Raw genomic sequence first — 11620 nt, forward strand, 5'->3', positions numbered from 1 at the left:
AGGGCAACACAAGAGGGCGTGCATCGTTTGGCCTGGCGCGGCGTTGGAAGCCGGATGGCAACGGGCGTTCGCAGGGTGGGATGGGGGCTGGTGTGGATCGTCGCGATCCTGTGCCTCGCCGTGACGATCGTGCCGCGCTTCCTCGACCGCATCTATTATCGCGGGGTGGCCGGCGACCATTTCGACGGTGCGCGCTTCTTCAACCCCGATGGCGACGATACGTCCGCGCCACCGGGCGGCAGCCGCAGCGGGTTCCTGTGGCGACAGGCGACCGGCAGCGACGGGCGACCGGCATGGCCGACACAGGTCCCGGTCACCCCCGCGCGACCCGCCGAACTCCTGCCCACCACGACCCGCCCGGCGCGTGATCCGGCGCAGACCCCGCTTCGCGTCACCTGGGTCGGCCACGCGTCGGCGCTGATCCAGACGCCCGGTCTCAACATCCTCACCGATCCGGTATGGAGCGAACGCGCCGGCCCGTTCGGCTTCGGTCCGAAACGGGTCGCGGCACCGGGCATCGCGCTGGACGACCTGCCGAAGATCGACCTGATCCTCATCAGCCACAATCATTACGATCATCTCGATCTGTCGACGCTCAAGCGGCTGTACGACCGCGACCGCCCGGCGATCGTCACTGCCCACGGCAACGATGCGATCCTGCGCAGCGCGGGGATGCAGGCGACCGCGCTCGACTGGCGACAGGCGGAGCGGGTCGGCGGGGTGACGGTTCATGTCGTGCGCAACCATCACTGGTCGAGCCGCTGGTTCGTCGACCGCAACCGTGCCTTGTGGTCGGCGTTCGTCGTCGAACTGCCCGGCGGCAATCTGTTCTTTGCGGGCGATACCGGCATGGGCGACGGCAAATGGGTCGAGGAGGCTAGGGCGCTCGGCCCGATCCGCCTCGCGCTGATCCCCATCGGCGCGTTCCGGTTTCAGCCGGGGCAGATGGCCAGCGGCGCGCATATCGGCCCGGTCGACGCGCTTGACGTGTTTCGGCGGCTGGGCGCGTCGCATGGCATGGCGATCCATTGGGGCACGTTCCGCCTGTCCTATGAAGGCTATACGACCCCGCCGAAATTGCTGAGCGCGGCAAAGGCCTGTGCCGGCGTCACCGATCGCCGGTTCGGTGCAGTGCCGATCGGCCGTCCGGTCGATATCGCACCGATGAGCGCGCCTGCGGCGGCGTCGTTCGATCGCAACGCCATCCTGCGCTGTCTCGACGGCCCGCCGGGTAGCGGCCTGCGGTGAGCGCGAACGACGACGCGCTATTCCCCTTCTTCGTCACCCCGGACTTGATCCGGGGTCCCGCTTTCTCTCGCCAGCAGCAGAAGAAGCGGGACCCCGGGCCAAGCCCGGGGTGACGAGGCTGTGCTTGCGCTGACCCTTCCAACCAGCCTATCGGTAACAACAGATACGATCCGGCAAAGACCGGACCATTGGAGAGAGACATGCTCGATTTCGCGCTCGGCGAGATGGCCGATGCCATTCGCGAGACCACGCAGCGCTTCGCGGCCGATCGCATCGCGCCGATCGCCGCTGCCATCGACGCCGACGATCGCTTCCCGATCGAGCTATGGCCCGAAATGGGCGCGCTCGGCCTGCACGGCATCACCGTCCAAGAGGACGATGGCGGCCTCGGCCTCGGCTATCTCGAACACGTCGTCGCGTGTGAGGAAGTCGCCCGCGCCTCCGCCTCGGTCGGCCTGTCCTATGGCGCGCATTCCAACCTGTGCGTCAACCAGATCGCGCGCTGGGGCAATGCCGAGCAGAAGGCGAAATACCTGCCCACGCTCATCAGCGGCGAGCATGTCGGATCGCTCGCCATGTCCGAAGCCGGGGCAGGGTCGGACGTCGTGTCGATGAAGCTGCGCGCCGACGCGGTCGATGGCGGCTATCGCCTGAACGGCACCAAATTCTGGATCACCAACGCGCCCTATGCGGCGACGCTGGTCGTCTATGCCAAGACCGCGCCGGATGCCGGATCGAAGGGCATTACCGCCTTCCTGATCGAACGGGATTTCGCCGGTTTTTCGATCGGGCAGAAGATCGACAAGATGGGGATGCGCGGATCGCCGACCGCCGAACTGGTCTTCGACGACTGTTTCGTTCCGGCGGAGAACGTCATGGGGCCGCTCAACGGCGGCGTCGGCGTGTTGATGTCGGGCCTCGATTACGAGCGCGTCGTGCTGTCGGGCATCCAGCTGGGCATCATGCAGGCGTGCCTCGACACCGTCCTGCCCTATGTCGCCGAACGCAAGCAGTTCGGCAAGCCGATCGGCGCGTTCCAGCTAATGCAGGGCAAGATCGCCGACATGTCGGTCGCGCTGAACAGCGCCCGTGCATACGTCTATGCGGTGGCACGCGCATGCGACGCCGGACGCACCACCCGCCACGATGCGGCGGGCGCGATCCTGCTGGCGTCGGAAAACGCGGTGAAGGTCGCCAACGATGCGATCCAGGCACTGGGCGGTGCCGGCTATACGAAGGACTGGCCGGTCGAGCGGTATTTCCGCGATGCGAAGCTGCTCGACATCGGGGCCGGGACCAACGAAGTTCGCCGGATGCTGATCGGTCGCGAATTGCTGGGCGAGGGGACGCGCGCACAATGACGGTGCTGCCGACGCTGATCGATCGCGGATCGGACGGGTTCGCCGCCAACGCCGCGCACAACGCCGCGCTGGCCGACGACCTGCGCGACCGGATCGCGAAGACCGCGCTCGGTGGAACGGAGCGCAGCCGCGAACGCCATGTCGCGCGCGGCAAGTTGCTGCCACGCGACCGTATCCACCGACTGCTCGACGCCGGATCGCCGTTCCTCGAAATCGGCGCGCTGGCGGCGGGCGGCATGTATGACGATCAGGCCCCGGCGGCGGGCGTCATCGCCGGCATCGGTCGCGTCCATGGCCGGCAGGTGATGATCGTCGCCAACGACCCGACGGTGAAGGGCGGCGCGTATTTCCCGATGACGGTAAAAAAGCATCTCCGCGCGCAGGAGATCGCGAGCGAAAACCATCTGCCTTGCATCTATCTGGTCGACAGCGGCGGCGCGAACCTGCCGCATCAGGCGGAGGTGTTCCCCGACCGCGACCATTTCGGCCGCATCTTCTTCAATCAGGCGCAGATGTCGGCCAAGGGCATTGCGCAGATCGCCTGCGTGCTCGGCAGTTGCACCGCCGGTGGCGCGTACGTCCCGGCCATGTCCGACGAGACGGTGATCGTGCGCGGGCAGGGGACGATCTTTCTCGCCGGCCCGCCGCTGGTCAAGGCCGCGACCGGGGAGGTCATCAGTGCCGAGGAACTGGGCGGGGCCGACACCCATGGCCGCAAATCGGGCGTGGTCGATCATGTGGCGGAAGATGACGAACAGGCGCTGCTGATCGTCCGCGACATCGTCGCCACGCTGCCGCCGCCGCGCCGCGCCGAAGTGGCGCTGACCGACCCGCGTCCGCCGCTCCACGATCCCGCCGACCTCGCCGGCATCGTGCCGACCGATGTCCGCGCGCCCTATGACGTGCGCGAGGTGATCGGGCGGCTGGTCGACGGCTCCGAATTGCACGAATTCAAGCCGCTCTACGGCACGACCCTGATCTGCGGCTTCGCCCGCATCTGGGGGATGCCGGTCGCGATCCTCGCGAACAATGGCGTGCTCTTCTCCGAAAGCGCGCAAAAGGGCGCGCATTTCGTCGAACTCGCCTGCCAGCGCCGTACCCCGCTGCTGTTCCTCCAGAACATCTCGGGCTTCATGGTCGGTGGCAAATATGAGGCGGAAGGCATTGCGAAACATGGCGCAAAGTTGGTCACCGCCGTCGCGACGGCACAGGTGCCCAAGCTGACCGTGCTGATCGGCGGCAGTTTCGGGGCCGGCAATTACGGCATGTGCGGTCGCGCCTATAGCCCACGGTTCCTGTTCACCTGGCCCAACAGCCGCATCTCGGTGATGGGCGGCGAACAGGCGGCGAGCGTGCTGGCGACGGTCCACCGCGATGCGGAGACGTGGACGCCGGAGGACGCCGAAGCGTTCAAGACCCCGATCCGCGACCGCTACGAGGCGGAGGGCAGCCCCTGGTACGCTACGGCGCGGCTGTGGGACGACGGCGTGATCCTCCCCGAACAGACCCGCGACGTGCTGGGGCTGGCGCTGTCGGCGACGTTGAACGCCCCGATCGCCGACCGTGCGCAGTTCGGCATCTTCCGGATGTGATGGGAGTGGTCGCGGACCCCCGCCCCCTGCCGTACCCCCGCGCAGGCGGGGATCCAGAGCCAAGCATGCTGACGGCTGCGACTGACAACGCTCGACCCCGGCCGACACGCGAATGCGCGGTTGCAGGGGGCAGCACGTCACGCAATCTACTGGACGTACCCCGGCGAAGGCCGGGGCCCAGTCGGGCGACGTCGCCGAATAACCGCACCCGACCCGTCGCTGGACCTCGCCCTTCGCGCGACTTCTGCGAAAGTCCCGACCCCCGCCCCCTGCCGCACCCGCGCGCAGGCGGGGGTCCAGAGCCAAGCAGAACAACGGCTTGCGCTTGGAACCCTGGACCCCCGCCTACGCGGGGGTACGGCGGGTTTCTGCCGAATCTCGCGATTTCCGCAAAGGTCGCGCCTTCGGCGGGTTACGGCAGCGCGCAGGTCGAGCAGGGCACCGTGCGGTCGAAGCGCCAACGACAGGACTCCCCTCCCTGGCAGAGCTTCGGGTCGGCCATGCCCCCGGCATGGCCTAAACAGTGTGGGGCACTGTTTACCCGAAGCTGGGCTGGGGGTGGGTTGGCCCATTGTGGCGCGTTTACCTTTCCTCTTGGGCCGACCCACCCCCGCCCCCTCCCTTTCAGGGAGGGTAAAGGCGAACGCGTGATCGGATGTCGATCCGCTGCGGGCGACGCCGCATGACCACCATCTCAAACCTCCCCCCCATCCGCCCGACGAGGCTCACCGAACCGGCCTTCACCCCGGCCAAGACGCCGGCCGCTCCCCCGTCCGGCTTCACCCCCGGTCCGAACACCGGCGTCGACAGCGTCGCCTATGACGCGATCCTCGCCATGGTCACCCGCGCCATCGCCAGCCTGCCGCCCGGCGCCGCGCTGTCGAATTTCCTCCACACCGTCGCCCGCGTAACCGCGGAGGTCGAGGCGCAACTCGCCGCCGCGCCGGCACCGATGCGCGACGGCGGCACCCTGTCGGCAGAGGCGAGGGCGACCACCGCCCATGCCGAGGTGATCGCCCAGCGGCTGGCCGCCGCCTTCGCCCCCGATCCCGTCGCCGCCCGCGCGGCGATCGCCGACGCGTTCCAGCCGCAACCCGTTTCGGCACCCGATGTCAGCGCCCGCGACCTCGCTTTCGCCGCCGCCGCCATGTTCGGCACCCGCGCCGATCCGGTGCTGCAACCGACCGATCCTTCGCCGACCAATGTCGATCCCGACGCCGACCCCCTGTTTTCGGAACATCCCATGCGCGACCGCCTGTACTTGCTCGACCCGCAGTTCGACGACCCGGCCTATCCCGGCCGCAGCTTCTATTGCCGCGACTGCATCACCGTCGACGGCCTGCTGGCGCGCTTCCCGGACAAGGCGTCGCTGATCGAGGTGGTCCGCATTCCCTATCCACGGCCCCGCGACGCCGTGATCGCGGTGGTGGGGGAGGCGCATCAGAACCTGCCGCTGCTGGTCCTCGGGGCCGGTGCCGATGCGGGCCTGTCGGACGGCCGGTATGGCGACATCCGCTTCGTCAGCGATTTCAAACGGCTGCTCCACGCACTTCACATCCGCCATGGCTTTCCGGAGGCGCATCCATGACGCTTTCCTACACCGCCGGCCCGACCTATCCTGTCCCGCCCGCCGGGCGCGATGCCGCCGGCCTGCGCAACGCATCGCTACGTGGCACCTTCGCCAACTTCCGGGACCGGCCATGATCGAATCGCTGCTGATCGCCAATCGCGGCGAGATCGCCCGCCGTATCCTGCGCACCGCCCGCCGCCTCGGCATCCGCACCATCGCCGTCCATAGCGACGTCGATGCCGGCCTGCCCTTCGTCACCGAGGCCGACGAAGCCGTCTGCATCGGCGCGGCCCCGGCGCGCGAAAGCTATCTCGACGGCGCGAAGATCCTCGCAGCCGCCCGCGCTACGGGAGCGACGGCGATCCATCCCGGCTATGGCTTCCTGTCCGAAAATGCCGAGTTCGCCGAAAGCGTTACCGCCGCCGGCCTGATCTGGGTCGGCGCCCCCGCGTCCGCGATCCGGGCGATGGGGCTGAAGGACGCGGCCAAGGCGCGGATGATCGCCGCCGGCGTGCCCGTCACCCCCGGCTATCTGGGCGAGGACCAGTCGCCCGACCGCCTCGCCGCCGAGGCCGACGCGATCGGCTATCCGGTGCTCATCAAGGCGGTGGCCGGCGGCGGCGGCAAGGGGATGCGCCGCGTCGACGCCCCCGCCGCCTTCGCCGAGGCACTCGACAGCTGCCGCCGCGAAGCAGCGGCCGCGTTCGGTGACGACCGGGTGCTGATCGAAAAATACATCCTGTCGCCCCGCCATATCGAGGTGCAGGTGTTCGGCGACACCCATGGCAACGCCGTCCACCTGTTCGAACGCGACTGCTCGCTGCAACGCCGCCACCAGAAGGTGATCGAGGAAGCACCCGCACCCGGCATGGACGCCGCGACCCGCGCCGCCGTCTGCGACGCCGCGGTCCGCGCGGCGCGCGCGGTCGACTATGTCGGGGCGGGAACGATCGAGTTCATCGCCGACGGATCGCAGGGTCTCTCCGCCGACCGCATCTGGTTCATGGAAATGAACACCCGGCTACAGGTCGAACACCCGGTGACCGAGGCGATCACCGGCACCGATCTGGTCGAATGGCAGCTGCGCGTCGCATCGGGCGAGCCCCTCCCGCTGCGGCAGGAACAGTTGTCGATCGACGGCTGGGCGATGGAGGCGCGCCTCTATGCCGAGAACCCGACCACCGGCTTCCTCCCGTCGACGGGCCAGCTCACGCACCTCAAGCTCCCCGACGACGTCCGTGTCGATGCCGGCGTGCGACAGGGCGATACGGTGACGCCGCATTACGACCCGATGATCGCCAAGCTGATCGTCCACCGCCCGACCCGCACCGCCGCCGCCGCCGCGCTGGCAAGGGCCGCCGCGTCGGTACAGGTGTGGCCGGTCCGCACCAACGCCGGCTTCCTCGCCCGCTGTGCCGGTCATGCGGATTTCGTCGCGGGCCGGATCGATACCGGCTTCATCGAACGGCATCTCGACGCGCTCGTCCCGACCGGTACCCCGCCCGAAACGGTGATCGGCGGGGCCGCGGCCGCGCTGATCGCCACCGCCCCCGCCGATCCTTGGCACGCGCTTGCCGGCTTCCGCCTCAACGCCGCCCCCGACCGGAACGTCGCTGTCGCGATCGGCGGCATCACCCGTCTGGCAGAGGTGCACCCCGCCGGCGAGGTCGCGCAGGTCGGCCCCGAACGCGTCCTGTTCGCGGACGGTGAGGCCTTTCCCTTCGCCGCGCCCGTCGCGGGACAGGGCGGGGCGGCGAGTGCCGGCGACGGCGCGATCCTGTCCCCCATGCCCGGCCGCATCGTCGCGGTGACGGTCATGGCGGGAGACCGCGTCATTGCCGGACAGCGGCTGGTGGTATTGGAGGCGATGAAAATGGAACAGGCGCTGCTCAGCCCGTTCGACGGCATCGTCGCCGACCTGTCCGCGCGCGAAGGCGCACAGGTTGCCGAAGGCGTGATACTCGTCCGCATCGCAAAGGCCGACGCATGATCGGCCGTTTCTACGACGACTGGCAGATCGGCGACCGGATCGACCATCCGATCCGCCGCACGGTGACCGAAACCGACAATCTGCTGTTCTCGGCGATGACCCACAATCCGCAACCGCTGCACATCGATGCCGAGGCGGCGAAGGCGTCGGAGTTCGGCCAGATCCTCGTCAACGGTACCTTCACCTTCGCGCTGATGGTCGGGCTATCGGTCGGGGAGACGACACTGGGGACGCTCGTCGCCAATCTCGGCTATGACCAGCTCGTCATGCCCAAGCCGGTATTTCTCGGCGACACGCTGCGCGCCACCACCGAAGTCACCGCACTGAAGGACAGTCGATCACGCCCCGATGCCGGCATCGTGACCTTCACCCATGAACTGCATAACCAGCGGGGCGAGATCGTCTGCCGCTGCCTGCGCAGCGCCCTGCTGAAGCGCCGGCCATGAGGCTGCGGTCGCTGCTGTTCGTACCCGGCGACCGGCCCGATCGCTTCGCCAAGGCGGCGGCGAGCGGAGCCGACGCGCTGATCCTCGATCTGGAGGATGCGGTCGCCGCGTCGGCCAAGGACAGCGCCCGCGCCGCCGTCGCCGACTGGCTGCGCGAACCGGCCCCGGTTCCGCGCTTCGTCCGGATCAATCCGGCCGATGGTCCGCTCGCGCTCGGCGATCTCGATGCGATGGTCGGCACCCGCCCCGACGGCATCGTCGTGCCCAAGGCGGAAGGAGTGGCAACGATCCTTTACATCAATGCGGTCCTCGCCGATCGCGGTCTGTCCGACGTGCCGTTGCTGCCGATCGCAACCGAAACCCCGGCGGCGATCTTTCAGCTCGGCAGCTATGGCACGGTCGCGCACCGCCTCGCCGGACTGACCTGGGGTGCCGAGGACCTACCCGCCGCGATCGGTGCGGCGACCTCGCGCGAGCCCGATGGGCGATATACCGCGCCCTATGAACTCGCCCGTTCGCTGACCCTGTTCGGGGCGCACGCCGCCGGGGTGGCGGCGATCGATACCGTCTATCCGGCGATCCGCGACGCGGCGGGCCTCGCCGCCTATGCCGCGCGTGCGGCGCGCGATGGCTTCACCGGCATGATGGCGATCCACCCGGCACAGGTCGCCACGATCAACGCCGCCTTCACCCCCGATGACGAGACGGTCGCGCGCGCACAAGCGATCGTCGATGCCTTTGCCGCGCAGCCCGATGCCGGGGCGCTGCAGGTCGATGGCCGCATGGTCGACGCGCCGCATCTGAAGCAGGCGCTGCGGGTGCTGGCGTTGCGGGACAGTATGGCCGACCGTTCGTCCTGAACGGCGGCGGTCCTATTCGACCGGAAGCGAGGGCGGCGGCGCGGCCAGCTTGCGCAGGGCGGCCCGCCGTTCGCGCTCGACCAGCGCCCGATCGGTCGTCAGCCGCTTGCGTACCGCCAGATAATGCAGCGCGGCGCGCCGGTCCTCTTCGGACAGTGGCGTCGAGGGCAGATCGGCAGCGGCTTCCTCCAACGCGGTCGCGCTCGGCGTCGGCGTCGCGTGCGGCAGGCCGGCATGGCCCTGCGACGCGATATCGTACCAATAGGCCGCCGAGCGCGAAAAGCCGGGTAGCGCCTGCGCCACCGCCGTGAACTGTTCGATCGCCATCGCGTGACGTACCAGCTCGGCCTCGATCGGGATTAGCGCGCGTTCGGCCAGCAACATGCGCAGCATCGTCGCGTCGCGATCGAACCTACCCCACGCCGCCTGATTGAAAGTCTGCTGGGCGTTCTGCAGCGTCAGTGCCTGCAATATCTCGCGCCGGTCGGGACGACGCCATAGCCAGCCGATCCCCTGGATCGCGAACCACCCCCATCCGATCAACGCGAACCCGGCCATCGCCAGCAACAGCACCCGCCACAGCGGTTCCGCCGTCGATCCGGCGGCGGTCCCGACCGCGATCGCCGCGATCGTCGCTGCCGCCAGTCCCCATCGCGGGTCGCGATACCATGTCTCGCGCACTCCGCGCCTCCTCTGCTCGCTCAACGTCGGCGACCCTATCACCAATGGCGTCGTCCCCGCCACCGCGCGGTCATGCCGCCAGTTGCAACCGGTCGCGGCCCTCTGCCTTTGCGGCGTATAGTGCGCGGTCGGCCGCGCGCAGCACCCCCGCCGCGCTGCTGCCGACGTCGATCGAAGCGATGCCGGCGCTGACCGTCAGTCGCACCGCAGCCTGCCCGTGGCGCAGCTGCGTTGCGGCCACCGTCGCGCGCAGCCGTTCGCTCAAGAATTGCGCATGGGCGATGTCCGCTCCGGGGAAGAGAATGGCGAATTCCTCACCGCCCAGCCGGGCGACGACATCCGTCTCGCGCAGCACGCCGCGCGCGATCCGGGCAAAGGATTGCAGGACATGGTCGCCGGCATCATGCCCGAACCGGTCGTTGACCGACTTGAAGTGATCGAGGTCGAAAATGGCGACGCAGCCGCCCCAGTCGCCTGCCGCGGCGGCATCGATCCGGCTGGCCAGTGCCGCGTCGAACGCGCGCCGGTTGGCAAGGCCGGTCAGCGGATCGGTCGATGCGGCACGCGACAATTCGGCCTCCAGCGCCTTGCGATGCGTCACGTCGCGGACCATCGATACCGTGCCCGACACCACGCCATGGTCGTCGGTTACCGCGCGGGTATGTGCTTCGAACCAGTGGAGCGCGCCGCCGGTCACCCGCATCCGGCATTCGACGATCTGCGTCCCCTGCGGCGCGCGTATCGCGTCGCGGTGTGCGACCAGCACGATATCGCGGTCGAGCGGATGCACCATCTCCAGCGCGCGCGATCCCAGCAGCGCGTCCGGTGTCTTGCCCAGGATCGGCTCGATCGACGGCGACAGATAACCGACCCGTCCGCTGCGATCGATGCTGAGCACGATGTCGGTCGAATGATCGGCCAGCACGCGATAGCGTGCCTCGCTCTCGCGCAACCGCCGGTACAGCGACTGGCGGCGGCTGAGGTCGGCGGCGACCGGAAAGGTGGTCAGTACCGTGCAGGCAATGTAGAATTGCAGGAATTCCAGCCGCAGATGCACGTTGTCGCTGACATAATTTGCCGGCCCCATGCCGTGCAGCGTGGCATAGCCGCCGATGATCGTCAGCACGATGATCGCGGCGGCTGCGCCGATCAGGCCAAGGCGGAAGGTCGTTAGCATGACCGGCAGGATCGGCAGGAACAGCAGCGGCAGCGTGTTCTGGCCAAAGACGCCCACGGCGATCACCGCCGTCGCGGTCAGCAGCACCATCGCCTCGCGGCGCGTCCGTCCGGTTGCGCCGCGCCACCAGCGCAGCGCGGCACCCGAAAACAGCAGCGATAGGAGCGGGGTCAGCGCGACCATGCTCAGTCCGTGACCGACGAACCATATCCGCCACTGCAAGGCAAAGGACAGATCGTAGCGGGTGGCCGTCACCGCCGCCGCGATCGTCGCGCCCAGCGCCGGGGCGACGATCCCGAACGCGAGGACATAGCGCCAGATGCGATCGAGCGAGCCGAACGACCCGCGCCGGACGTTCAGCCGGTTGAACAACCCGATCGCGACCACGACCTGCCCGATCTTCGCCACCGCCATCGGGATGGCGCTGACAACGCCGAAGCCGAACAGGCTCGACGCCAACAGACTGCCGATCGTCGCACCGATCAGGGTCGCATTCCATTTGCGACGTGATCGGGCGAGCAGAAGCGCCAGCAGAACCGGCGTGGCGGGCCAGAACGTCGCGACACCATTATGGACCGGACTGATGGCGATGGCGGCGAGGACGAAATAGAGCAGCCCGCTGAACAGTCCGATCCGAAGTCTGGAGGTGCCGATTGCCATCGGGCACCTTGTGGACGCCAACCGTTAATACGACG

General features: G+C 68.6%; 9 protein-coding genes. 7 read left to right on the forward strand and 2 right to left on the reverse strand.

Annotated elements, in window-relative coordinates; all coding sequences use genetic code 11:
* The first annotated feature begins 54 nt into the window (after window positions 1–54).
* The 7 genes from ASE50_RS02210 (at window position 55) to ASE50_RS02240 (ending at window position 9067) form a co-directional block, all read left to right on the forward strand.
* The gene (locus tag ASE50_RS02210) at window positions 55–1248 is read left to right on the forward strand and encodes an MBL fold metallo-hydrolase (protein ID WP_056394930.1); all 1194 of its coding nucleotides are present in this window, start codon (window positions 55–57) and stop codon (window positions 1246–1248) included.
* A gap of 200 nt (window positions 1249–1448) precedes the next feature.
* Entirely contained in the window at window positions 1449–2609 is a 1161-nt protein-coding gene (locus ASE50_RS02215) for an acyl-CoA dehydrogenase family protein (protein ID WP_056394932.1), read from the forward strand.
* Window positions 2606–4201: a carboxyl transferase domain-containing protein gene (locus tag ASE50_RS02220; protein WP_056394934.1), complete on the forward strand. Its 1596-nt coding sequence runs from the start codon at window positions 2606–2608 to the stop codon at window positions 4199–4201. The genes ASE50_RS02215 and ASE50_RS02220 overlap by 4 nt, the downstream gene beginning before the upstream one ends.
* Window positions 4202–4883: 682 nt before the next feature.
* Window positions 4884–5789 (forward strand): DUF3088 domain-containing protein, encoded by a 906-nt coding sequence (locus tag ASE50_RS19345; RefSeq protein WP_235512098.1) that lies wholly within the window; start codon window positions 4884–4886, stop codon window positions 5787–5789.
* A gap of 112 nt (window positions 5790–5901) precedes the next feature.
* The gene (locus ASE50_RS02230; protein WP_056394936.1) at window positions 5902–7761 is read left to right on the forward strand and encodes an acetyl/propionyl/methylcrotonyl-CoA carboxylase subunit alpha; all 1860 of its coding nucleotides are present in this window, start codon (window positions 5902–5904) and stop codon (window positions 7759–7761) included.
* Window positions 7758–8207 (forward strand): MaoC family dehydratase, encoded by a 450-nt coding sequence (locus ASE50_RS02235; protein ID WP_056394938.1) that lies wholly within the window; start codon window positions 7758–7760, stop codon window positions 8205–8207. The genes ASE50_RS02230 and ASE50_RS02235 overlap by 4 nt, the downstream gene beginning before the upstream one ends.
* Window positions 8204–9067 (forward strand): HpcH/HpaI aldolase/citrate lyase family protein, encoded by an 864-nt coding sequence (locus ASE50_RS02240; protein WP_056394939.1) that lies wholly within the window; start codon window positions 8204–8206, stop codon window positions 9065–9067. The genes ASE50_RS02235 and ASE50_RS02240 overlap by 4 nt, the downstream gene beginning before the upstream one ends.
* Window positions 9068–9079: 12 nt before the next feature.
* Here ASE50_RS02240 and ASE50_RS02245 read toward each other — a convergent pair whose 3' ends face one another.
* Together ASE50_RS02245 and ASE50_RS02250 are read right to left on the reverse strand one after the other, a co-directional pair.
* The gene (locus tag ASE50_RS02245) at window positions 9080–9748 is read right to left on the reverse strand and encodes a hypothetical protein (RefSeq protein ID WP_056394941.1); all 669 of its coding nucleotides are present in this window, start codon (window positions 9746–9748) and stop codon (window positions 9080–9082) included.
* A gap of 70 nt (window positions 9749–9818) precedes the next feature.
* Window positions 9819–11585, reverse strand: coding sequence for a diguanylate cyclase (locus ASE50_RS02250; RefSeq protein ID WP_056394943.1), 1767 nt, complete (start codon window positions 11583–11585; stop codon window positions 9819–9821).
* Window positions 11586–11620 lie beyond the last annotated feature (35 nt).

It is taken from the genome of Sphingomonas sp. Leaf5 (assembly GCF_001421155.1).
Lineage (GTDB): Bacteria > Pseudomonadota > Alphaproteobacteria > Sphingomonadales > Sphingomonadaceae > Sphingomonas.

Bases quoted from the DNA above. Each gene is read 5' to 3' on its own strand.
- ASE50_RS02210 (WP_056394930.1), top strand. From the start codon at position 55: ATGGCAACGGGCGTTCGCAGGGTGGGATGGGGGCTGGTGTGGATCGTC.
- ASE50_RS02215 (WP_056394932.1), top strand. From the start codon at position 1,449: ATGCTCGATTTCGCGCTCGGCGAGATGGCCGATGCCATTCGCGAGACC.
- ASE50_RS02220 (WP_056394934.1), top strand. From the start codon at position 2,606: ATGACGGTGCTGCCGACGCTGATCGATCGCGGATCGGACGGGTTCGCC.
- ASE50_RS19345 (WP_235512098.1), top strand. From the start codon at position 4,884: ATGACCACCATCTCAAACCTCCCCCCCATCCGCCCGACGAGGCTCACC.
- ASE50_RS02230 (WP_056394936.1), top strand. From the start codon at position 5,902: ATGATCGAATCGCTGCTGATCGCCAATCGCGGCGAGATCGCCCGCCGT.
- ASE50_RS02235 (WP_056394938.1), top strand. From the start codon at position 7,758: ATGATCGGCCGTTTCTACGACGACTGGCAGATCGGCGACCGGATCGAC.
- ASE50_RS02240 (WP_056394939.1), top strand. From the start codon at position 8,204: ATGAGGCTGCGGTCGCTGCTGTTCGTACCCGGCGACCGGCCCGATCGC.
- ASE50_RS02250 (WP_056394943.1), bottom strand. From the start codon at position 11,585: ATGGCAATCGGCACCTCCAGACTTCGGATCGGACTGTTCAGCGGGCTG.